Below are 22,140 nucleotides of genomic sequence, written 5' to 3'. Positions count from 1 at the left end.
GTAGAAACAGGTGGGATTTTTACTGCCTCCGATCTTAGCCTCCGTTTGGGTGCTTCTGCCGATGGTGGGAGAATGGAGGCAAGCCTTTGGAGCGTGATCAAACAGCCGTGACCCCTGAAAACAATGCTGGACAGTTTGTGCCCGGAAACCTGCCACGGTTCTCCGGCGATACCTCAGTCCACAGCATTACGGACGCCGCGACGGCACACTCCGAGGACATGCACCGGCGCATGATGAAGTACGCGCTGGCCATGGGCATCCGTATGGTCTGCCTCATCCTCATTTTTGTGGTGGACGGCTGGTTCAAGCTTGTTGTGGTGGCCGGCGCAGTGTTCCTCCCTTGGTTTGCGGTGGTCATTGCCAACGGCAGCGACAAAGCAGAGGTGCACAGCGACTCGCTCCTTGCCTACGCGCCGCTGAGTGAGCTGGAAAGCCCGCAATGGAAGTCAGAGCAGGAAGACGGCTCGGCGGTGCTCCAGGGCGAACTTATTGATGACGACGACGAACCAACGCACGGACAGGAACGGCGCGCTTCATGAACATCTTCGACCTGGCCGCAGGGACCACCGGTCCCCCGCCAGCCACGGCTCCCGTGTGCTCGCGGAAAGCCTGCCGCAGCGAAGCCTCGTGGCAGCTGTTGTGGAACAATCCCAAGATCCATACCCCGGAGCGCCGCAAAATCTGGCTGGCCTGCGCGGAACACCGTGAGTGGCTGGAGGACTACCTGCAGACCCGCGGGCTGTGGAAGGAAACTGTTGTCCTGGTTGCCGGCCACGAATCCGGCGGCGAATCCGGCCAGGCGCCGGTGGGGCAGGACGGCTGAATGTACCGCTTCCTCTTTTCCAGCAAATGGATGGGTTACCTCCTGCTGGCCGCCGTCTTTGCCACCGCCTGCGTGTTCCTGGGCAGGTGGCAGATGGACCGCCGCGCCGAGACCCTTGCTGAGATCAACCGTGTCCTCACCAATTATTCGGCTACGCCCATCTCCTTCGACCAGGCCAGGGAAGAATTCTCCGGACTGGACCCCGCCAAGGAATGGACGCAGGTGGAGCTCAAGGGTACATACGACGTCGACGGCCAGCGGATTGTCCGCAACCGTCCGCTGAACGGTCAGCCCGGGTACGAGGTAGTTGTCCCGTTTAAGCTCGAGTCCGGCCAGACCGTGGTGATTGACCGCGGCTGGCTGCCCATCGGCAATAAGAACCCGGGCAGCCCGGATTCCATTCCGGAGCCCCCGTCCGGACCCGTGACAGCGATTGTCCGGCTGAAACATGGCGAGCCCAAACTGGACCGCGGCGCGCCCGACGGCCAGCTCGCCTCCATCGACCTGCCCACCTATGCGGACCAGTTGCCTTACCCGGTGCTCACGGGCGCCTACGGCCAGTTGGCGTCTGAATCTCCCGCTCCGGCCGACTCGCCGTTCCCGTTCCCGAAGCCGGCCACGGAGGAAGGGACGCACCTGTCCTATTCGCTGCAGTGGTTCGCGTTCGGGGTGCTGATGTTTGTGGGGTTCGGCTACGCCGCGCGGCAGCAGGCCCGCAACGCGGCCATCGATGCCGAAGATGAGGACGAAAGTGAGGACGGGCCGCGGGATTCGGGGAGCCCCGTCCACTCCGCGGCCGCGGCAGCCCGCCGTCGCACGCCGGCGGCCCGCAAACGCAAGCACGCCACGTCCGAAGAAGAGGAAGACGCCCTCCTGGACGCACAAGGCTACTGACTTATGAGCATGCTCGAAGTTGCCGCCCCACCAAGATGAGAACCCTCCTGGACGAGCCCTTGGCCGCCCCCCCTTCCTTTGGGCGGGGGCAGGAGGCCACAATTCGATGTTCAGCATCACTTACGATGAGCTAAAACTAATACTGAAGCCGAAGAGCTCAGGGTGCGCTAGGTGTATGCCAGCGAGGCCGTGAAAGGCCGGAATTGGATGCGTGAGAAAGGTGCCCCATGATCGAGATCCTGAACCCCACCGAGGTTAGCCGGGCAAAAGAGACGGGGACGCTGGTGGCTAACATCCTGCAGGCGCTGAAGAGCCGAAGCATGGTGGGCACCAACCTCCTGGACATCGACCAGTGGGCCAAGGCCATGATCCTCGAGGCCGGCGCTGCCTCGTGTTACGTCGACTACGCGCCCTCCTTTGGAAACGGCCCGTTCGGACACTACATCTGCACTGGCGTGAACGACGCAGTGCTCCACGGACTGCCACACGACTACCCGCTTGCCGACGGCGACCTGCTGACTCTGGACCTCGCCGTCTCCCTGGCAGGAGTCGCCGCGGACGCGGCCATCAGCTTCATAGTGGGCGACTCAAAGCCGGCCGGGAGCGTGGCGCTGATCAACGCGACCGAGCGCGCCTTGGGTGCAGGGATAGCCGCGGCCGGACCCGGTGCCCGCATCGGCGACATCTCCCATGCCATCGGGTCGGTCCTCAGCGAGGCAGGTTACCCGGTCAACACGCAATTCGGGGGCCACGGCATCGGATCAACGATGCATCAGGACCCGCATGTGCCAAACACCGGACGGCCAGGCCGTGGATACAAACTGCGCCCCGGGCTGCTGCTCGCGCTTGAACCATGGGTCATGACCGACACCGCTGAACTGGTCACTGACGCCGACGGGTGGACGCTCCGCAGCGCGACTGGCTGCCGGACAGCACACACTGAGCACACGATCGCCATCACTGAAGACGGAGCCGAAATTCTCACGCTGCCGACCGAGTAAACCGGGCGGTGACACCCGGCGGGACGGCCTAAGCCAGCGTAATCAGGTCCAGGTAGTCTTCGTTCCAGTGATCCTCGACCCCGTCAGGAAGCAGCACAACACGCTCGGGGTTGAGGGCTTCGACTGCGCCTTCATCGTGGCTGACCAGGACGACGGCGCCGCTGTAGTTCCGGAGCGCACCGAGGATTTCAGCGCGGCTGGCCGGGTCAAGGTTGTTGGTCGGCTCGTCGAGGAGCAGCACGTTGGCGCTGGACGCGACGATGGTGGCCAGGGCAAGGCGGGTCTTCTCGCCGCCGGAGAGGACGCCCGCGGGCTTTTCGACATCGTCGCCGGAGAACAGAAATGAACCCAGGATGCCACGGACTTCCGCGTCCTTCATGTCCGGGGCGGAGGAACGCATATTCTCCAGCACGGTCCGGTTCACGTCCAGGGTGTCATGTTCCTGGGCGTAGTAACCCACCTTGAGGCCGTGCCCGGCAACAACTTCACCGGTATCCGGCTTGTCAACGCCGGCGAGCATCCGCAGGAGCGTGGTTTTGCCGGCGCCGTTGAGGCCGAGGATGACAACTTTGGAGCCGCGGTCAATGGCGAGGTCCACGTCCGTGAAGATCTCAAGCGAACCGTAGGACTTGCTGAGCCCCTCGGCCGTGAGCGGGGTCTTGCCGCAGGGCGACGGGTCCGGGAAGCGCAAGGCGGCCACACGGTCATTTTCGCGGACGGCTTCCAGGCCGCTGAGGAGGCGCTCTGCCCGCTTGGCCATGTTCTGCGCGGCAACAGCCTTGGTGGCCTTGGCACGCATCTTGTTGGCCTGGTCGAACAGGACCTGGGCTTTCTTCTCGGCGTTGGCGCGTTCACGCTTGCGGGCGCGCTCGTCCGTTTCACGCTGGGTGAGGTAGCGCTTCCAGTCCATGTTGTAAAAGTCGATCTGCGCGCGGTTGGCGTCCAGCAGGAAGACCTTGTTAACAGTGGCTTCAAGGAGTTCGGTGTCGTGACTGATGACGATCAGGCCGCCCTGGTGGTTCTTGAGGAATTCCCGGAGCCACGCGATGGAGTCGGCATCAAGGTGGTTGGTGGGCTCATCGAGGAGCATGGTCTCGGCGTCCGAGTAAAGGATCCGGGCCAGTTCAACACGTCGGCGCTGGCCGCCCGAGAGGGTCTTCAGCGGCTGGTTCAGGATACGGTCCGGCAGCGCCAGGTTGGAGCAGATTGCGGCCGCTTCAGCCTCGGCCGCGTAGCCGCCGGCGGCCAGGAATTCCGATTCCAGCCGGTCGTAGCGGTTCATGGCTTTGCGCTGGACGTCCGCGTCTTCGCTGGCCATCTCATCGTGCGCCTTCCGGAGCTTGCCAACGGCGATGTCCAGGCCCCTGGCTGCAAGGATGCGGTCGCGTGCCAGCTGTTCCATGTCCGGAGTGCGCGGGTCCTGCGGGAGGTAGCCGATCTCGCCCGAGCGGGTGACCTTGCCCGCTGCAGGCAGGCCTTCACCGGCCAGGACCCGCGTGAGGGTGGTTTTACCTGCTCCGTTTCGGCCTACGAGGCCGATCTTGTCGCCCTTGTCGATGCGGAAGCTCACCTGGTCCATGAGGAGCCGGGCGCCGGCGCGCAGTTCAAGATCCTGGACAGTAATCACAGCAGGTAAGGCCTTTCACAACAGGGAAACGCCGGAGCTCAACGGGTGGAGTCTGGAGGCAGCCGGGCAGAATGGCCGGACAGAACGGCCTGTCCAAGTCTACCGGCCCCAGCTTCGGCCCATAACCGCGGTCAAGGGAGCTGTTGTGGCGAGCCGTCAGCTTGCGGCCGTCCGCTTAGTAGCACCCCTACAAAATAGGGCCCGACGGCGGCCGGTAACGTCAGAATCATCCCCATGCTTCGCTTTTACAACCACGAACAGGACTACTCATGAGCCAGACTGACACTGCCGTCACCGGCCCTGCCTCCTCCCGGGCACGCAGCCGCTGGAACGCCACCGACCTCGGCCTGATCGCCGTGTTCGCCGCGCTCGTTGCCGGTGCCGCGCTGGTCCCCGGCATTGCGGCCAACGTGTTCGGCGTCCCCATCACGTTCCAGACCCTCGCCGTGATGCTTACCGGGCTAATGCTTGGCCCTGCCCGCGGCTTCGCCGCCGTCGGCCTTTACACGCTGCTGGGGCTTGCAGGTCTGCCGATCTTCAGCCAGGGCCGCAGCGGTCTGGGCATCCTAGCCGGTCCGTCGGCCGGCTACATCATCGCTTTTCCCCTGGCTGCGGCCCTGGTGGGCTGGCTCGCCACCATCGTCATCCGGCGCACGTCACGAGCCCGTGGGTTGTGGTTTTTCCTGGCCGCCACCGTGACAAGCATCGCCCTGGTGCACACCCTCGGTGTCCTGGGCATGGCAGTGAACTCGAAAGCGACCATTGGCGAGGCTTTCCTGGCCGACCTGGTCTTCTACCCCGGCGACGTCATCAAGAACATCGTCGCCGCGGTGATTGCAGTCGCCCTGCACCGCGCCTTTCCTGACCTGCTGGTCCGCCGGGTCAAACGGATCAGCGCCTAACCAGCCATGGCAACAATTTCCTTCCGGCACGTGTCCGTAGCAGTGGCCGTCGACGGCCACCCGGAGCCCAAGACGCTGCTGGCTGACGTCACGCTGGACCTGACCGAACAGCGCATCGGCGTGATCGGGGCCAACGGCTCCGGCAAGTCAACGCTGCTGCGGCTGCTCAACGGCCTGGTCCAGCCGACGTCGGGTACTGTGACGGTGGACGGCGACGATACCGTTCTGGCGGTGCGGGCCGTCCGCCGGCAGGTGGGGTTCGTCTTTACTGATCCGCTCTCGCAGCTGGTAATGCCCACGGGGCGCGAGGATGTTGAACTGTCGCTCCGTCGCTCGGTCCGCAACGGTGCTGAACGTCGGCGCCTGGCCGGGGCAGCCCTGGACCGGTTCGGGCTGCTTGGCCTGGCAGACCAGAGCATCTATGAGCTCTCCGGCGGCGAACGCCAGCTGATGGCGCTGGCGGCAGTACTGGCCGTGGACCCGTCGGTGCTGGTGCTCGATGAACCGTCCACCCTGCTGGACCTGCGGAACCGCGAACTGCTCCGCCGCACGCTGTCCGGGCTTGAGCAGCAGATCATCATGTCCACGCACGACCTTGAACTGGCACTGGAAATGGACCGGGTGCTGGTGATTGAAGCGGGGCGTGTAGTGTTCGACGGCGCCCCGGCAGCCGCCGTCGAAACGTACCGTGCGCTGTGCGCCACCGGGCTGGCCGCGCCGTGAGAGGGCACGGCTTCCTGCTCGCGAACTACGTCCCCGGCCATTCGATCATTCACCGGGCGCCGCTGGCCCTGAAGTTCCTGCTGGTGGTGGGCTGCGGCCTGGCGTCGTTCCTGGTGGTGGACTGGCTGGTGTCCGCCGCCGTCCTCGCCGTGATGGGCGGACTCTTCCTGCTGACGGGCGCCGGTCCGCGCCGGCTCCTGGATGCCCTCCGGCCCCTGTTGCTGGTGCTCTTGGTCATCGGCCTGTTCCAGTGGTGGCAGCTCGGCGGACCAACTGCCGCCCGCATTGTCCTGAACATCCTGGTGTGTGTGGTGGCAGCCTCCCTGTTGACGGCCACCACCCCCATGCAGCGGCTCCTGGACGGGGTGGTGTCCTTGGCTATGCCCTTCCGCCGCTTCGGTGCGGATCCGGAGCGCTTCGCGCTGACCATCGGCGTGATGCTGCGGAGCATCCCCTACATTGCCGGCGCATTTGCGGACGTGCGGGATTCTGCCCGGGCCCGCGGGCTGGAACGGAATCCGCGGGCGCTGGTATTGCCTGTCTTCATCACCACCGTGGCGTACGCGCGCCAGACCGGCGAGGCGCTGGCCGCCCGGGGACTTGGTGAGGCGGAGGACTGACAGGTGCCCGGCCATCGAGCGGCGACGTCTCGGGTTTAAGGCGGTTTCTTAGCGCCGAGACGTCCCCGCTCGATCAGTGATGGCTTCATAGCGCAGCAGCGCCGCAGTCCCCATGCCGCCCGCGATGCTGATCAGTGCCAGCGACAGTGAGCCGTGCTTCCCGGACCGCCGCGCCTGGGCCAGCAGCCGGGTCACCAGCACCGCTCCCGATGCTCCGTAGGCATGGCCCAAGGCCAGCGCACCGCCGTCGAGGTTCACCCGCTCCGGATCGATGCCCAGCCGGTCCAGGCAAGCCAGGGTCTGGGAAGCGAAAGCTTCGTTGAACTCCACCAAGTCCACGTTGGCCGCAGGAATTCGCCTGGCTGCCAGCATCCGCTCGGCGGCAACCGCCGCGCCGATGCCCAGGAGCTCCGGGTCCACGCCCGCCGTTTCCGTTGCCAGCACCAGGAGTCCGTCGGCCACGCCGAGTTCCCGGGCCCGCTGCAGCGACGTGATGACGACGGCGGAGGCGGCGTCCGCGTCGAAGCATGAGTTCCCGGCGGTGACAGTTCCGCCGCCCGCGAAGGCAGCGGGGAACCGCGCCAGGACTGTGGCATTGAGTCCCCGCCGCGGCCCGTCGTCGGCGCAGACAGTCCCACCCGGTGTCTGCAGCGGGGTAATCTCGCCGCTGAAATGGCCCGCCGCGGCGGCAGCCAGGGCACGCTGATGGCTGCGCAGTGCCAGGGCGTCCTGCCGCTCACGGCTCACCTCAAAATGGGCGGCGACGTTCTCCGCAGCCACGCCCATGTCCGGGTCGCCGTAGCTGTGCGGCACAAACTGGGCCCGCGCGAAGAAATCAGGTTCGCCGTCGTCGTTCCGGTACGCCCGCAAGGGGGCGGTGCTGATACTTTCCACTCCCCCGGCGAGGTACACAGGGCTGCCGCCGGCGGCCACCAGCCTGGCTGCGAGGACAATCGCGTCCAGACCCGAGCCGCACTGCCGGTCCACCGTCAGCCCGGGCACGCTGACAGGAAACCCGGCCTCCAGTAAGGCCAGCCTGGCTACGTTGCCGCCGCCGCCCACGGCGTTGCCGATCATGACATCGGATACTGCATGCGGGGAAAGCCGGCACTCGGTCAGGAGCTGCTGCAGGACCGGCGCCAGCAGTTGGTGCGCACGCAGGTCCTTGAGGGACCCGTTGGCCCTACGCACAGCCGTGCGCCGGGCGGCAATGATCACGGGTTGCCGGTCTGCCGGCAGCATGTCAGCCGTCAAGTTGGCGCACCCTGGTGTCGTGGGATCCGATCCATTCAAGCAGGATATTGCGGCTGATTTTGCCGCGGTCGGTGGTGGGCAGCTCAGTCAGCGAGAAATACTGCAACGGGCGTTTGTCGCGCGACAGGTAGTTCTCGACGCCGGCCTTCAGCTGCGTCGCGCTGATGCCGCCGTGGGCCGGCACCACGCCCGCCACCACCCGCTGGCCCCGGATGTCGTCGGGCATGCCGGCTGCTATGGCGGCAGCCACGCCGGGGACGGACGCCAACGCCAGCTCCACCTCGTGCGGATAAACATTCTTGCCGGAAGTGACGATCATGTCCGCGCGCCGGCCAAGGATGTGCAGCTCGCCGCCGGCAAGGTAGCCCTGGTCCCCCACCGTAAGCCAGCCGCCGAATGAACGGAGGGCCTGGCCGTCGTCACCCCACAAATAGCCATTGCTCACCATGCCGCTGCGAACGCAGATGTTGCCGATCTCGCCGTCCGGCCGGGTGGAACCGTCGTCGTCGAGGATCCGGACCTCCACGCCCGGGAACGGGCGGCCGATCCCGGTGCCGCCGGCGTCGAGCTCCCCGGCGGGCAGCCCCATGCCGGACACAAAGCTCAATTCCGACGCCCCGTAGTACTCATAGATGGTGGCATGGGGTGCCCAACGGCGCGCGGCTTCAAGGGTGCGGGCATCGAGCTTTGAGCCGGCGCAGATGATGGTCCGCACGCCGGCGGCATCCACGCCGCCGGTGAGGCCGCGCTCACTGAGCAACCGCAACATGGTTGGCACCAGCACCAGGCGGGTGACGCCGTCGTGCATTATCGCTGCGTGGACGTCACCGACGTCGAAACCGTCCAGCGTCTGGAATTCCGAGCCCGCATACAGGCACTCGGCCAAAGCATAAAGGTTGAGGCTGGCCGCAAGGGGGCCGGGGGCCAGGGTCACGTCGTCCTGACGCAGGCCGAAGAACTCGATGGAGGCGTCGAAGGATTGGCGCCAGGACTGCCGCGTGCGGGTGAAGGCCTTGGGCACGGACGTGGTGCCGGAGGTGAGGCCGATCAGGAAGGTCGATTCCGGCGTGCCGTCGGCCAGGGCATCCGCCCGGGAAACCACGCCTGGTTGGGCTGCCGCGTCGAGCCTTTCCCGGATTTCGCGGCGGAGCGCCTCTGGCCAGGTGGGGTCCAGGACAGCGCACTGACGCTCACCGGCCAGCGCGGCGGCGAACCGGACAGCGAAGTCCACCGAGTTGTGTTCGGCCAGGACGCTAACAGCCGCAGTGGCGGGGATAGCGGCCCTTGCGGCATCGCGAAGCTCGGCCCAGCGCATCCGGCGGCCCGCAACCACCACTGCGGTGTCGTGGGGGCGCTCAACGGCCCAGCGCTGGATCTTGTCGAGAAAAGGCATCTCTCAACTTTACCGGCGGACCCCTTCAGCTGCTCCGGCAAGCGCTATTGTGACTTCATGAGCTTCAATGACAACGTCCAACTGGACCCATCGCAGGTGCAGGACCGTCGTGGCATGGGCCGCGGCGTCAAAGTCGGCGGCGGCATCGGGGGCGGGCTCATCCTGCTCATGGCTGCCCTGCTCGGGGTTAACCCCGCCCTGCTGGAGGGCCTCACCGGTGGCGCAAGTACCCCCGACCAGAGCCAGGGCACGGCACCGGCGTGCAAAACAGGCGCGGACGCGGACGCACGGTTGGACTGCCGTATTACCGGGACGGTCAACAGCTTGAACGCGTTCTGGCCGGCCTATTTGAAGGACTACGGGGTGCAGTACCCACAACCCAAGGCTGTAATTTTCAGTGGCGGGACCAACACCGGGTGTGGCGCGGCTACAACCGCGGTGGGTCCGTTCTACTGCCCCACCGACACCACCGCCTACTTCGATCCGGGCTTTTTCCAGGAACTTGTGGACCGGTTCGGCTCATCGGGCGGCCCGCTCGCGCAGGAGTACGTGGTGGCCCACGAATTCGGGCACCACGTCCAGAACCTTCTGGGCAACCTGGACCGGGCGCAGCAGGATCCGCAGGGGCCCGAATCCGGCTCTGTCCGCACCGAACTGCAGGCAGACTGCTACGCAGGGCTGTGGGCGAAGCACGCTTCTTCCACGCCGGACCCGGCAACCGGTCAGCCGTACCTGGAAAAGCTGACCCAGCAGGACATCAACGACGCCCTCTCCGCCGCCTCCTCCGTGGGTGATGACCGGATCCAGAAGGCGGCCACCGGCCGGGTCTCCCCCGAGGGTTGGACGCACGGTTCCAGTGAAGAGCGTCAGCGGTGGTTCGCCCGGGGGTATCAGACCGGCGACATCAACCAGTGCGATACCTTCTCGGCGCCTAGCCTTTAACGCGGTTTTCACGCTAAAACGGAACGACGACGGCCGGTGACCTTCGCGGAGAAGGTAACCGGCCGTCGTCGTACTTTCGGGAAGCTGGTCAGATGTTGAAGCCGAGGGCCCGCATCTGATCTTTGCCGTCGTCGGTGATCCGTTCCGGACCCCACGGCGGCATCCACACCCAGTTCAGGCGCCAGTCATCCACGATGCCGTCCAGGGCTTTGCCCACCTGCTCTTCGATCACGTCGGTGAGCGGGCAGGCGGCCGTGGTGAGCGTCATATCGATCAGCAGGGCGCCGTCGTCGTCCGAGTACTTCAGGCCGTACAGCAGCCCTAGGTCAACGATGTTCACGCCAAGCTCCGGGTCGATGACGTCCTTAAGAGCCTCTTCGACATCCTCGAGGCCCGTCTGGGCCGCTTTGATTTCGGTCATGGCAAGTCCTTACTAGGCTTGTGCTGCAGCGATGGTGGCTGCGCCGGCGCCCGTGGCGTAACGGTCGTAGCCTTCTTCTTCAAGGCGGTCAGCGAGCTCCGGGCCGCCCTCTTCGACAACCTGGCCGTCAACGAACACGTGGACGAAGTCAGGCTTGATGTAACGCAGGATCCGCGTGTAGTGCGTGATGAGCAGCGTACCCATGTTGCCCGTGGCGTGGGCGCGGTTGACGCCCTCGGAGACAACCTTCAGCGCGTCAACGTCCAGGCCGGAGTCGGTCTCGTCCAGGATGGCGAACTTCGGCTTGAAGAGCTCAAGCTGGAGGATCTCCACACGCTTCTTCTCGCCGCCGGAGAAGCCCTCGTTGACGTTGCGCTGTGCGAAGTCCGCATCGATGCGCAGCTGGGCCATGGCGTCCTTGACTTCCTTGGTCCAGGTACGCAGCTTGGGTGCTTCGCCGTCAATGGCGGTCTTTGCTGTGCGGAGGAAGTTGGTCATGGAGACGCCGGGGACCTCCACCGGGTACTGCATGGCCAGGAAAACTCCGGCGCGGGCGCGCTGGTCAACACTCATCGCGAGGACATCTTCGCCGTCGAGCGTAATGGTGCCCCTGGTGACGTTGTAGCGCGGGTGGCCGGCGATGGTGGAGGCCAGGGTGGACTTGCCGGAACCGTTGGGGCCCATGATGGCGTGGGTCTGGCCGGTCTTGATGGTCAGGCTGACGCCCTTCAGGATCTCCTTGGTGCCCTGCTCCGTGTCAATGCTGACGTGCAGGTCCTTGATCTCAAGAGTAGACATACGTCTTGTTCTCCTCTGCACCGGGCCCTTCGGCGGCGGTGCGGTCTGTGTCTGGAAGTTTGGTTCTGTTGCTGGGTAAAGACTGGCGCTAGCTGAAGTTCGGGGCTTCCGCCCCGTTGAGGACGTTGGTGACGTCCACGTAGACCTCGTCTCCGCGGATCTCGACGGCGAACACCGGGACGGGGTCGTAGGCGGGCAGCTGGAGCGGCTCGCCGCTGCGCAGGTCGAACTGGGAGCCGTGGCCCCAGCATTCGATCATGCACCCCTCCACTTCGCCCTCGGACAACGAGATGTCCGCATGCGAGCAGGTGTCCCCGATGGCGTGGATTTCTCCCATGGAATCCTTGACGATGGCTACCGGGTAGTCGTCGATCAGGATCCGCAGCGCCTGCTTAAGCTGGATTTCATCCGTCTTGCAGACAAGTTCGCCCTTTGGCTGGTCAGTCATGTGTAGGTCCGCGCCTTTAGTTGTTCGTGACGGCGAGTTCGCGCTCAACAGCCTCGGTCAGCCGCTCTTCGAGGGCCGGTACCTTGATCTGCTGGATGATCTCGTGGAGGAAGCCACGGACCACCAGGCGGCGGGCAACGTCCTCAGGGATGCCGCGGGCCATCAGGTAGAACAGGTGCTCGTCGTCCAGGCGGCCGGTGGCACTGGCGTGGCCGGCTCCCTTGATCAGGCCGGTCTCGATTTCCAGGTTGGGAACCGAGTCGGCGCGGGCACCGTCGGTGAGCAGCAGGTTGCGGTTGGCCTCGTAGCTGTCGGTGCCTTCGGCTTCCTTGCGGATCAGGACGTCGCCCACCCACACTGCGTGGGCATTACGGCCCTGCAGCGCGCCCTTGTACAGGACGTTGGAGGTGCAGTTGGCCACTGCGTGGTCAACAAACAGGCGCTGCTCCAGGTGCTGGCCGGCGTCGGCGAAGTACAGGCCGAACATTTCCGCCTCGCCGCCGGGAGCGGTGAAACGGGCCGAAGGCGTCACGCGGACCAGGTCCCCGCCGAGGCTGACCACCACGTGCTTGAGCTTGGCGTCGCGGCCGATCCTGGCCTGCTGCGAGGAGGCGTGCACAGCATCTTCATTCCATTCCTGGAGTGAAACAACGGTGAGGTCAGCGCCGTCTTCAACCACGATCTCGATGTTCTCGGACACCACAGCCGAGCCCCGGTGGTCCAGGACAACGACGGACTTGGAGAACTTCTGCGCAACGATTACCAGGTGCTGCGCCGCGGCATCCGTTGAGGTGCCCTCGATCACGACGGTGATCTCGGCGTCGGCCTCAAACTCTGCCGGGACGGTGAGGACGGTGGCCTCGGTGAAGTTCTCCCAGGCATTGGCGGATACGCGGTCCTCCGGGATGCCGGCGGAACCGATGCGCTTATCGTCGCGGGACACGGTTTCCACTGTGACGCGGTCCGGGCCGCTGACGGTGACGGTGGGGGCAACACCGGCGAGGACCTCGCTGTGCAGGCCGCGGAGGCGCTTGAGTGGCGTGAACCGCCAGTCCTCTTCGAGGCCCGTGAGCGGCTTGAAGTCGGCCAGCTTGTAGGAGGTCAGCCGCCCGGCGCGTGAGCTGTCCGGAATGCCGACGCCGCCGCCGTGCGAGTGGCTCTTGACAGCCTCGCCGGCGAGCGGGGCCTTGGAGTTGGCTGCGTTGATCGGAGACAGGCTTTCGCCCTCTTCCGTGAAGCCGTCGATAAACGGCTGGGCCGAGGGCGCGCCGATGCGGGCCTTTTCAGTAGTGATTTCAGTCATCGTTATCCGACGGACCCTTCCATCTGCAGTTCAATCAGTCGGTTCAGCTCGAGTGCGTACTCCATCGGGAGCTCGCGGGCAATGGGCTCGATGAAGCCACGGACGATCATCGCCATGGCCTCGTCTTCGCGCATGCCGCGGGACATCAGGTAGAAGAGCTGCTCTTCGCTGACCCGGGAAACAGTTGCTTCATGGCCCATCACCACGTCATCCTCACGGATGTCGATGTACGGGTACGTGTCCGAACGGCTGATGGTGTCCACCAGCAGGGCGTCGCAACGGACCGTGTTGGCCGAATGCTTGGCACCCTCCCTGACCTGGACCAGGCCGCGGTACGCCGCACGGCCGCCGCCGCGCGCTACGGATTTGGAGATAATGGAGCTCTTGGTGTTCGGCGCGATGTGGACCATCTTCGAACCGGTGTCCTGGTGCTGGCCGGCACCGGCAAAGGCGATGGACAGGGTCTCGCCCTTGGCGTGCTCGCCCACCAGGTAAACGGCCGGGTACTTCATGGTGACCTTGGAGCCGATGTTGCCGTCAACCCACTCCATGGTGGCGCCCTCTTCGCAGATGGCACGCTTGGTCACCAGGTTGTACACGTTGGTGGACCAGTTCTGGATGGTGGTGTAGCGGACGCGGGCGCCCTTCTTCACGATGATTTCGACGACGGCGGAGTGCAGCGAGTCCGAGGTGTAGATCGGCGCGGTGCAGCCTTCGATGTAGTGGACGTAGGAGTCCTCGTCGGCGATGATCAGGGTCCGCTCGAACTGGCCCATGTTTTCCGTGTTGATGCGGAAGTATGCCTGCAGCGGGATGTCCACGTGGACGCCCTTGGGGACGTACACAAAGGAGCCGCCGGACCAGACAGCCGTGTTCAGCGAAGCGAACTTGTTGTCGCCCACGGGGATGACGGTGCCGAAGTATTCCTGGAAGATCTCCGGGTGTTCGCGCAGTGCGGTGTCGGTGTCCAGGAAGATGACGCCCTGCTGTTCCAGGTCCTCGCGGATCTGGTGGTAGACCACCTCGGACTCGTACTGTGCGGCCACGCCGGAAACCAGGCGGCTGCGCTCAGCTTCCGGGATACCCAGCTTTTCGTAGGTGTTCCGGATGTCCTCGGGCAGGTCTTCCCACGTGGCAGCCTGCTTTTCCGTGGAGCGGACGAAGTACTTGATGTTGTCGAAGTCGATGCCGGAGAGGTCTGCACCCCAGGTGGGCATGGGCTTGCGGTCGAAGTACTTCAGGCCCTTGAGGCGAAGGTCGAGCATCCACTCGGGTTCGCTCTTTTTGTCCGAAATGTCACGGACGACTTCGTCATTGATGCCGCGGCGGGCGTTGGCTCCGACGTCATTCTTGTCGGACCAGCCGTATTCGTACGTGCCGATGCCGTGGAGCTCGGGATTCTTTTCCAGAATCTCGGAGATCACAGTGTCTTCGGCTACCGCTTTCTCTGATAGTTGGTCCGTCATCACGGCCTTTCTTGCTGATGGTTGGTTACTTCATTCAGGCTGGCGGGGGCTGCCTGCGGGACCTGGGGTCCGCCGGCAGCCAGTCGGCCTGTGGGTATGTGGGTGGTGCAGACGTGCCCGCCACGCGCCAGGGTGGACAGGCGCCGCACGTCAACGCCGACCAGCCGGGAGAACACTTCGGTCTCCACGTCGCAGAAAACAGGAAAATGGGCGGCGAGCTGCTGGATGGGGCAGTGCCCCTGGCACAGCTGAACGCTGGACAGGGCCGCCGGAAGCGGGGCCTTGGCCTCAATCGACGCCGCCGAAGCGACGAACCCGTCGCGGGTGAGCGCCTCGGCCAGAACCCGGGCACGCGCAGTGATGTCCTGCCCGGCCTGCTCGATCTCCGGGGCGTAGCGGCGTTCCATGTCCGAGAAGCGCTCGACGGCGAACTGTCGGACAGCTTCCTGGCCCGCCACTTCCTGGAGCTGCTTGAGCGCGAGGGTGGCAATATCAAGGTAGTCGTTGCCAAGCTTTGACTGGCCCTGTGAACTCAGGACATAGCGGCGTGCGGGGCGGCCGGCACCGGCCCCCGCCTTGGCAACGCGCTTGACTTCAATGACCCCGCTGCGGTCCAGATGGTCAAGATGCCTTCGGACGGCCGCAGGGGTGAAACCGAGCATGTCGCCGAGCTCCGCGGCGCTGATGGGTCCATGCTCCAGAACGGCACCCAGCACGCGGTCACGGGTACGCTCGTCTGGATCCGCCACCGTGGAAACGGCAACGTGGCCGCGGTCCGGGGTGGTGCGCGGCGCTCCGAGCCCGGCAACAGGCACAGCAGTAGCGTTGGTCATGGAATACACAACACAATCATGTCGTAATTTACTCCCACGATCCAGTAAGGCGAGGCTGACCTGCGCTGGCGGCCGGGCACCGGCCGAAGTACTACATCCCGTAGAATGCTGGGGTGCGATCCCCCGAATCCCCGGTTCTGTCCATCAGCGGGCTAATTAAAGATGTTGGTCCGCTGGCCAGCCTGGATGGAAAGATGCTCCGGGTGGTGAGCGGCGTCTCCCTCATCGCTGAACGCGGCCAGGTGACCGCACTCCTGGGGGCCAACGGGGCGGGAAAAACCACCACCATCGAATGCGCCCAGGGCCTCCAGGCACGCAGCGGTGGAACCATCTCGCTGTTGGGACAGGATCCCGGTCGTTCCGGGGCGGACCTGCGCTCCCGTGTTGGCGTGATGCTCCAGGACGGCGGGCTCCCGCCGTCGGCCAGGCCCATTCCCCTCCTGCGCCACATTGCCGGGATGTACGCCCGGCCGCGTTCCGTTGACGAACTCGTTGAACGGCTTGGCATTTATTCCTTCGCCCGGACGTCCGTGCGCCGGCTCTCCGGCGGCCAGAAGCAGCGGCTGGCCCTGGCAGCGGCCCTCATCGGCGATCCGGAGGTCCTCTTCCTGGACGAACCCAGCGCCGGACTGGACCCGCAGTCGCGGCAACTCGTCTTTGAGCTCATTGCCGAGCTGCGGGACGCCGGCATGGGAATCATCCTCACCACCCACCTCATGGACGACGCTCAGCGGCTGGCCGACTACGTCTACATCATCGACGCCGGCCGGAACGTCGCGGAAGGTACCGTGGCGCAGCTGCTCCAGCGGGAGCCCGCCGTCGAGTCCGGCGAGCATATCCGCACGCTCCTCTTCGAAGCCGAAGCCGGGCTCAACCTCGCCGGGGTCCTTCCCGAGACCATTACCGTCAGCGAAACACGCGCCGGCAGCTATGTTGCCAATGGGCCGCTTACGCCGCAGGACCTGGCCGCACTCGCGTCGTGGTGGGCCGCCCACGGGGTAATGCCCAGCTCGCTCAGTCTTGCGGCGCGAAGCCTCGAAGACGTCTTCCTGGATGTTTCGGGAAAGGAAATCCGATGACCGCCACACCGAACGCCGTCGCACGCCAGGCGCCCGCGAGCCTCATCCGCCGCATCCTGCTTCAAGGCAAATACGAAGCACTCGCCATGCTCCGGAACGGTGAGCAGCTCATCCTCGCCGTGGTCCTGCCGCTGCTCGCGCTGGTAGGCCTGACCGTTACCCCGCTCCTGGACGGACTCGGGGGAAGCCGCATCAACATCGCGGTCCCCGGCATCCTGGCGCTTTGCGCACTCTCTACAGCCTTTACGGGCCAGGGCATCGCCACCGGGTTCGACCGCAGGTACGGAGTCCTCCGATTCCTCTCCACCACACCGCTTGGCCGCCCCGGCCTTATTGCAGGAAAGGTGCTCGCGGTCCTGACCGTGCTCGCGCTGCAGGTCGCCGTGGTCACGGCAGTCGCGCTGCCTCTCGGCTGGAGCCCTCCCGCTGCCGGGTGGCTCCCGGGCCTGGCGTTTCTGGTCCTGGGCGCAGCGGCGTTCACCGCGCTCGGGCTGCTGGTCGCAGGCACCGTCCGTCCCGAGGCCACGCTGGCCATCACCAACCTGTTGTGGATCCTGCTCGGCGCGCTGGGAGGCATCGTTATTCCCGCCGACCGGCTGCCCGCCGTCGTCCAGGGGGTTGTGCATTACCTGCCTTCGGGCGCACTGGGTGCGGCCTTGCGCGAGGCCTTCCTCTTCGGCACCGTTAATTTTGGTGCCGCCCTAATATTGCTGCTCTGGACAGTCCTTGCCGGAGCGGCAGCCATCCGTTGGTTCAAGTGGAATTGAGATATCCGTGAGCACGGCTTCACGCCTCCCCGAGTTTGCCGGCCGCCTGACATCCCGGCTGCCCCGTACCGTCGACGCCCGCGTACGGCGGCTTGCCGTGGCCTCACTGGTTGGCCAGACCCTGCTGGTGGTCACCGGCGGCGCAGTCCGGCTGACCGCCTCCGGGCTCGGCTGCCCCACCTGGCCGCGCTGTACCGACACATCACTGGTCAACACCGCCGAAATGGGAATCCACGGGTTCATCGAGTTCGGGAACCGGCTCCTGACCTTCGCCCTGGCGGCTGTCGCCCTTCTGATGCTGGTGTACTTGTGGAACCTTCGCAAGGAGCGCAAGGACCTGTTCCTGCTCGCCCTGGGCCTGTTGGCCAGCATCCCCGCTCAGGCGGTGATCGGTGGCATTACCGTCCTGACCAACCTCAATCCCTGGGTGGTGGGCCTGCACTTCCTGGTGTCCATGGCGTTGGTGGTCATCGCCACCCTGCTGGTGAACCGGGCCTACGGGCGGACCGGGCGCTTTGCCACCGCCGCATTGCCCGCGCTGCCGGGCGTACTGCGCCCGGTGACCGCCGCCGTCGCGCTCTTCTCGGCTGTGGCCGTCATGCTCGGCGTGGTGGTGACCGGCGCCGGGCCGCACGCCGGGGATGCCGACGCGCCGCGCAACGGGCTGGACTGGGACCTGTTCTCCCACATCCATGCCGTACCGGCCTATCTGGTCACGGCGGGAACCCTGTTCGCGCTTGTGCTGGTGTTTACCCGCCGGATACCGGGCTCCTTCCGGACGGCAACTGTCATGCTGCTGGCTGTGACCCTCCTGCAGGCTGTCATCGGCTTCACGCAGTACTACAACGGAATTCCCGCCCTGCTGGTGGGCGCCCACATGCTGGGCGCGGCACTGTTGATGAGCGCCTCAACGAACGCCGCCGACGTCGCGCATTCCAGCCCCACGAAGTAGCCTCAGCTTTAGCCTCGCAACGGCAAAGTGCCACGGTTCCCCGAACCGTGGCACTCCGCCGTTAGAACGCTCTCTCACTTAACGCGGCAATTTTGCTAACGGTCTGTCACCTAACGCGGCAATTTCACGAACGCTCTATCACCTGCCCCAGATGCCAAGGGACCCTCCCCCACCGGGTGGTGAGGAAGGGTCCCTCAGGCTCCTGCAGGTACTGCAAGAGCGTTCGCTAAAACCCCGCGTTAAGTGAGAGAGCGTCGCTCGAAAACCAGCATTAAGTGAGAGAGCGTGTGTTGGGTGGGGGTACTAGCCGATGATGGCGGAACCGATAAACGGATCCACTGCCAGGGCGATGAACAGCAGGGTCAAGTAGCTGATGGAGCCGTGGAATACCTTCATGGCCCGCTTATCCGGGATGTCCTCGCGCTGCGCCCGGTTGTACAGGCCATGCGATTCGTAGAGGAACCACGCACCGGCAAGGACGGCCGTCACCGTGTACACCCAGCCTGCGCCGCCCGCCGGGACCATCAGCAGCGAGCAGACCACCATGGCCCATGCGTAGAGGACAACTTGGACTGACACCACCTTGGCGCCGGCGATCGCGCCGAGCATGGGCACATTGGCGTTACGGTAATCCTCGCCGTAGCGCATGGACAGCGGCCAGTAGTGCGGCGGGGTCCACAGGAAGATCACCATGAACAGGATGATGGCCGGCCACTCCACGCGTTCCGTCACGGCCGCCCAAGCGATCACCACCGGGAAGCAGCCCGCGGCTCCGCCCCAGACAATGTTCTGGGCGGTGCGGCGTTTGAGGATCAACGTGTAGATGACCACGTAGAAGAAGATCGCGGCCACCCCGAGCCAAGCGGCCAGGGGGTTGGCCCCGATCCAGAGAATGGCAATGGCGGCCACACCGAGGAGCCAGGAGAAAATCAGCGCCTCGCGCGGGGTCACCTCGCCGGTGACGAGGGGCCGGTTTTCGGTGCGGTGCATCAATTTGTCGATGTCGCGGTCAAAGTAGCAGTTGAACGCCCCGGCACTTCCGGCGGCAAAAGCGCCGCCCACCAGCGTGGCAAGGATAAGTCCGATTGACGGGAAGCCGCGCTCGGCAAAAATCATGGTGGGCAACGTACTGACGAGCAGCAGCTCGATGACGCGCGGTTTGGTGAGGGCGAAATACGCCTTGGCCTTCCGGGCCAGCCCGGCTCTCCCTCGGGCAGGGGCAGCGTTTAGCGGCGTATCGGTTGTGCTCACGGTGGCAGTCACCCGTTCTTGTTGGCAGTTCTGTCTGTCAGTGCAGCTGGATCTCGCGGCCGCCTGCCCGGGCGCCCGCCATTGTCATCGGTTCAGGATCCCGGCAGTGCCGCTGGCCCGCAGGCCCCGAAGGGCACGGCTATGCGGCGTCGGCCTCCAAATATCATACCGTGCGCATTTGCAACAGATCCCCGGCCAATAGGCCCTGATGATCGCTCGCCGCCCGATTCGAGCAGATTAACTCAACCTCGCGGAAGACTCATTCACATAAAGCGAAATTGCGTCCAAAACGTGAGATTTGCGCCGCCCGCAGAATGGAATGGAGCTAAGCTGTCACCAGATCAGCACGCCAAAAGAGCGCAGTGGAAACCGCGTTCCCATGGTCAGTGTCTGAGTTACAGATCCACGTTTCGATGGTGAACGGCTGGTACTCACCGCAGCGGCACCTCAGCGTGCCACGGGCCGGGTCCGCCGTGCCGCCATCAGCATAGAGAGGGGCCCGGTTTTCGTGCCACATTTGGAAGAGCAAGAACTGTCATGGACCAGCTTGGACCAGCGCGCGGTGGACACCGTCCGTGTTCTGGCCGCAGACGCTGTGGAGAAGGTCGGTAACGGCCACCCCGGTACGGCCATGAGCCTGGCCCCGGCCGCGTACCTTCTCTTCCAGAAGCTCATGCGCCACGACCCCCGTAACCCGGACTGGCTGGGACGCGACCGTTTCGTCCTATCCCCGGGCCACACCTCGCTGACCCTCTACATCCAGCTGTTCCTCTCTGGCTACGGCCTGGAACTGAAGGACCTCGAAGCACTCCGGACGTGGGATTCGCTGACGCCGGGACACCCCGAATACAAGCACACCGCCGGTGTGGAGATCACCACCGGCCCGCTGGGCCAAGGTTTGGCCTCCTCGGTAGGTTTCGCGTACTCGCAGCGCCGGATGCGCGGCCTGTTCGACGCCGACGCTGCCGAGGGCACGTCCCCGTTCGACCACACCATCTGGGTCATCGCCTCCGACGGCGATCTTCAGGAAGGCGTCACGTCCGAGGCATCGTCCCTGGCCGGCCACCAGGAACTGGGCAACCTCGTGGTGATCTACGACGAGAACCACATCTCCATCGAGGACGACACCGACATCTCCTTCACCGAAGATGTCCTGAAGCGCTACGAAGCGTACGGCTGGCACACCCAGCGCGTCGACTGGACCAAGACCGGCGAATACGTCGAAGACGTGCAGGAGCTCTACTCGGCCCTGCTCGCCGCCAAGGCTGAGACCTCCAAGCCGTCCATCATCTCGCTGCGCACCATCATCGGCTACCCGGCGCCGAAGAAGCAGAACACCGGCAAGATCCATGGTTCCGCCCTCGGCGCCGAGGAAGTCGCAGGCCTGAAGGAGGTCCTGGGCTTTGACCCGGCGAAGTCCTTCGACGTTGACCAGGATGTCCTGGCCCACGCCCGCGCCGTCGTGGACCGTGGAGCCGCTGCCCGCAAGGAATGGGAAGAGTCCTTCAACGCCTGGCAGGCGGCCAACCCTGAAGGCGCAGCACTCCTGCAGCGCATCGAGGCCCGCGAATTGCCCGCAGGCCTGGACGCCGCCCTTCCGGTCTTCGAAGCCGGCAAGGATGTTTCCACCCGCGCCGCGTCAGGAAAGGTCCTGAATGCGCTGGGCCCGGTCATGCCCGAACTGTGGGGCGGCTCTGCGGATCTCGCCGAGTCCAACAACACCACCATCGAGGGCTCGGCGTCGTTCATCCCGGCGTCCAGGCAGACGGATGCGTGGTCAGGTAACCCGTACGGCCGCGTCCTGCACTTCGGCATCCGCGAGCATGCCGCAGCCTCGATCGTGAACGGCATCTCGCTGCACGGCAACACCCGCGCATTCTCCGGCACGTTCCTGATCTTCTCCGACTACCAGCGCCCGGCCATCCGCCTCGGCGCGCTGATGGGCGTCCCGTCGCTGTACGTATGGACTCACGACTCCATCGGCCTGGGCGAGGACGGCCCCACCCACCAGCCGGTGGAGCAGCTCGCCTCGCTGCGCGCCATTGTGGGCCTGGACGTAGTCCGCCCCGGCGACGCAAACGAAGTGGCCGTGGCCTGGAAGACCATGCTGGAGAACCACGAAAACCCGGCCGGGATCGTCCTGACCCGCCAGAACATCCCCACCTACGCACGTGGGGAAGGCAAAGCCGACGGCGACACCTTCGGTTCCGTTGCCGGCGTCGCCAAGGGAGGCTACGTACTGGCCGAAGCGTCCAAGCACGGCGCCACCGTGCCGGCCGACGTGATCCTCATCGGTACCGGTTCCGAGGTGCAGCTGGCCGTCCAGGCCCGCGAAGCGCTCCAGGCCGAGGGCATCGCCGCCCGCGTGGTCTCCATGCCGTGCGTTGAATGGTTCAACAAGCAGGACGCGGCTTACCGCGAGTCCGTGCTGCCCGCCGCCGTCAAGGCCCGCGTCTCCGTCGAGGCCGGCCTGGCCCTGGGCTGGCGTGAGTTCGTCGGCGACGCCGGCCGCTCCATCAGCCTAGAACACTACGGCGCTTCCGCCGACTACAAGCGCCTCTTCAAGGAGTTCGGCATCACTGCGGAGGCCGTCGCCGCCGCTGCCAAGGACTCCCTCGCCGGCCTGCAGGCCTAATCCAGATT

At 65.3% G+C, this 22,140-nt stretch carries 22 protein-coding genes; 12 read left to right on the top strand and 10 right to left on the bottom strand.

The window, feature by feature from the left end; all coding sequences use genetic code 11:
- Window positions 1-107: 107 nt before the first annotated feature.
- The 4 genes from AB4Y73_RS08135 to map all read left to right on the top strand — a co-directional run bounded on the left by AB4Y73_RS08135 (window position 108) and on the right by map (window position 2,718).
- Window positions 108-539 carry a DUF3099 domain-containing protein gene (locus tag AB4Y73_RS08135; RefSeq protein WP_441870689.1) on the top strand — a complete coding sequence of 144 codons (432 nt, stop codon included), beginning with the start codon at window positions 108-110 and terminating at the stop codon, window positions 537-539.
- Window positions 536-823 (top strand): hypothetical protein, encoded by a 288-nt coding sequence (locus tag AB4Y73_RS08130; RefSeq protein ID WP_441870687.1) that lies wholly within the window; start codon window positions 536-538, stop codon window positions 821-823. Before AB4Y73_RS08135 ends, AB4Y73_RS08130 begins: the two co-directional genes overlap by 4 nt.
- Window positions 824-1,717: an SURF1 family cytochrome oxidase biogenesis protein gene (locus AB4Y73_RS08125; protein WP_441870685.1), complete on the top strand. Its 894-nt coding sequence runs from the start codon at window positions 824-826 to the stop codon at window positions 1,715-1,717.
- A 227-nt stretch (window positions 1,718-1,944) separates the two neighbouring features.
- A complete protein-coding gene (gene map / locus AB4Y73_RS08120) occupies window positions 1,945-2,718 on the top strand; it encodes a type I methionyl aminopeptidase (protein WP_441870683.1) in 774 nt (257 codons plus the stop codon).
- A gap of 28 nt (window positions 2,719-2,746) precedes the next feature.
- On the opposite strand, the gene AB4Y73_RS08115 is transcribed toward map, so the two are convergent.
- Entirely contained in the window at window positions 2,747-4,345 is a 1,599-nt protein-coding gene (locus AB4Y73_RS08115) for an ABC-F family ATP-binding cassette domain-containing protein (protein WP_441870681.1), read from the bottom strand.
- Window positions 4,346-4,614: 269 nt separating this feature from the next.
- Here AB4Y73_RS08115 and AB4Y73_RS08110 point away from each other — a divergent pair, with 269 nt between their 5' ends.
- From AB4Y73_RS08110 to AB4Y73_RS08100, 3 genes are read left to right on the top strand one after another with little or no spacing between them, the layout of a single operon-like run.
- On the top strand, window positions 4,615-5,247 hold the full coding sequence (locus AB4Y73_RS08110) for a biotin transporter BioY (RefSeq protein ID WP_441870679.1): 633 nt from the start codon (window positions 4,615-4,617) through the stop codon (window positions 5,245-5,247).
- 6 nt (window positions 5,248-5,253) lie between these two features.
- Complete coding sequence (locus AB4Y73_RS08105; protein WP_441870677.1) at window positions 5,254-5,970, top strand: energy-coupling factor ABC transporter ATP-binding protein; 717 nt, start codon at window positions 5,254-5,256, stop codon at window positions 5,968-5,970.
- Window positions 5,967-6,590 carry an energy-coupling factor transporter transmembrane component T family protein gene (locus AB4Y73_RS08100; protein WP_441870675.1) on the top strand — a complete coding sequence of 208 codons (624 nt, stop codon included), beginning with the start codon at window positions 5,967-5,969 and terminating at the stop codon, window positions 6,588-6,590. The genes AB4Y73_RS08105 and AB4Y73_RS08100 overlap by 4 nt, the downstream gene beginning before the upstream one ends.
- Before the next feature lie 48 nt (window positions 6,591-6,638).
- Here the strand turns inward: AB4Y73_RS08100 and AB4Y73_RS08095 are convergent, their stop codons facing one another.
- Together AB4Y73_RS08095 and AB4Y73_RS08090 are read right to left on the bottom strand one after the other, a co-directional pair.
- Window positions 6,639-7,832, bottom strand: coding sequence for a thiolase family protein (locus tag AB4Y73_RS08095; protein WP_441870883.1), 1,194 nt, complete (start codon window positions 7,830-7,832; stop codon window positions 6,639-6,641).
- 1 nt (window position 7,833) lies between these two features.
- Entirely contained in the window at window positions 7,834-9,237 is a 1,404-nt protein-coding gene (locus AB4Y73_RS08090; RefSeq protein WP_441870673.1) for a class I adenylate-forming enzyme family protein, read from the bottom strand.
- 57 nt (window positions 9,238-9,294) lie between these two features.
- Between AB4Y73_RS08090 and ypfJ the strand changes: the two genes are divergently transcribed.
- Window positions 9,295-10,179 carry a KPN_02809 family neutral zinc metallopeptidase gene (ypfJ, locus tag AB4Y73_RS08085; RefSeq protein ID WP_441870671.1) on the top strand — a complete coding sequence of 295 codons (885 nt, stop codon included), beginning with the start codon at window positions 9,295-9,297 and terminating at the stop codon, window positions 10,177-10,179.
- A gap of 88 nt (window positions 10,180-10,267) precedes the next feature.
- On the opposite strand, the gene AB4Y73_RS08080 is transcribed toward ypfJ, so the two are convergent.
- From AB4Y73_RS08080 to AB4Y73_RS08055, 6 genes are all read right to left on the bottom strand, one after another.
- The gene (locus AB4Y73_RS08080) at window positions 10,268-10,600 is read right to left on the bottom strand and encodes a metal-sulfur cluster assembly factor (RefSeq protein ID WP_441870669.1); all 333 of its coding nucleotides are present in this window, start codon (window positions 10,598-10,600) and stop codon (window positions 10,268-10,270) included.
- A gap of 12 nt (window positions 10,601-10,612) precedes the next feature.
- Window positions 10,613-11,398 carry a Fe-S cluster assembly ATPase SufC gene (sufC, locus tag AB4Y73_RS08075; RefSeq protein ID WP_441870667.1) on the bottom strand — a complete coding sequence of 262 codons (786 nt, stop codon included), beginning with the start codon at window positions 11,396-11,398 and terminating at the stop codon, window positions 10,613-10,615.
- 88 nt (window positions 11,399-11,486) lie between these two features.
- Window positions 11,487-11,846, bottom strand: a complete 360-nt coding sequence (locus AB4Y73_RS08070) for a non-heme iron oxygenase ferredoxin subunit (protein WP_441870665.1) — start codon at window positions 11,844-11,846, stop codon at window positions 11,487-11,489.
- A gap of 16 nt (window positions 11,847-11,862) precedes the next feature.
- Window positions 11,863-13,149: a Fe-S cluster assembly protein SufD gene (gene sufD / locus AB4Y73_RS08065; protein WP_441870663.1), complete on the bottom strand. Its 1,287-nt coding sequence runs from the start codon at window positions 13,147-13,149 to the stop codon at window positions 11,863-11,865.
- A 2-nt stretch (window positions 13,150-13,151) separates the two neighbouring features.
- A complete protein-coding gene (gene sufB, locus AB4Y73_RS08060; RefSeq protein WP_108599660.1) occupies window positions 13,152-14,615 on the bottom strand; it encodes a Fe-S cluster assembly protein SufB in 1,464 nt (487 codons plus the stop codon).
- Window positions 14,615-15,457 (bottom strand): helix-turn-helix transcriptional regulator, encoded by an 843-nt coding sequence (locus AB4Y73_RS08055; protein WP_441870661.1) that lies wholly within the window; start codon window positions 15,455-15,457, stop codon window positions 14,615-14,617. Before AB4Y73_RS08055 ends, sufB begins: the two co-directional genes overlap by 1 nt.
- 104 nt (window positions 15,458-15,561) lie before the next feature.
- On the opposite strand from AB4Y73_RS08055, the gene AB4Y73_RS08050 reads away from it, so the two are divergent.
- The 3 genes from AB4Y73_RS08050 to AB4Y73_RS08040 are packed head-to-tail and all read left to right on the top strand — an operon-like array spanning window position 15,562 to window position 18,246.
- Window positions 15,562-16,527 (top strand): ABC transporter ATP-binding protein, encoded by a 966-nt coding sequence (locus AB4Y73_RS08050; RefSeq protein WP_441870659.1) that lies wholly within the window; start codon window positions 15,562-15,564, stop codon window positions 16,525-16,527.
- Complete coding sequence (locus tag AB4Y73_RS08045) at window positions 16,524-17,294, top strand: ABC transporter permease (RefSeq protein ID WP_441870657.1); 771 nt, start codon at window positions 16,524-16,526, stop codon at window positions 17,292-17,294. Before AB4Y73_RS08050 ends, AB4Y73_RS08045 begins: the two co-directional genes overlap by 4 nt.
- Window positions 17,295-17,301: 7 nt before the next feature.
- Window positions 17,302-18,246 (top strand): COX15/CtaA family protein, encoded by a 945-nt coding sequence (locus tag AB4Y73_RS08040; protein ID WP_441870655.1) that lies wholly within the window; start codon window positions 17,302-17,304, stop codon window positions 18,244-18,246.
- 303 nt (window positions 18,247-18,549) lie between these two features.
- Here AB4Y73_RS08040 and AB4Y73_RS08035 read toward each other — a convergent pair whose 3' ends face one another.
- On the bottom strand, window positions 18,550-19,509 hold the full coding sequence (locus tag AB4Y73_RS08035) for a heme o synthase (protein ID WP_441870653.1): 960 nt from the start codon (window positions 19,507-19,509) through the stop codon (window positions 18,550-18,552).
- Window positions 19,510-20,014: 505 nt separating this feature from the next.
- On the opposite strand from AB4Y73_RS08035, the gene tkt reads away from it, so the two are divergent.
- On the top strand, window positions 20,015-22,132 hold the full coding sequence (gene tkt / locus AB4Y73_RS08030) for a transketolase (RefSeq protein WP_441870880.1): 2,118 nt from the start codon (window positions 20,015-20,017) through the stop codon (window positions 22,130-22,132).
- Window positions 22,133-22,140 lie beyond the last annotated feature (8 nt).

This window comes from Pseudarthrobacter sp. TAF60_1, from assembly GCF_052113505.1.
In the GTDB taxonomy this organism is placed as follows: domain Bacteria; phylum Actinomycetota; class Actinomycetes; order Actinomycetales; family Micrococcaceae; genus Arthrobacter.
Note: the sequence above shows the minus strand (reverse complement) of the source record. Positions and strands in the feature narration are given on the sequence as shown.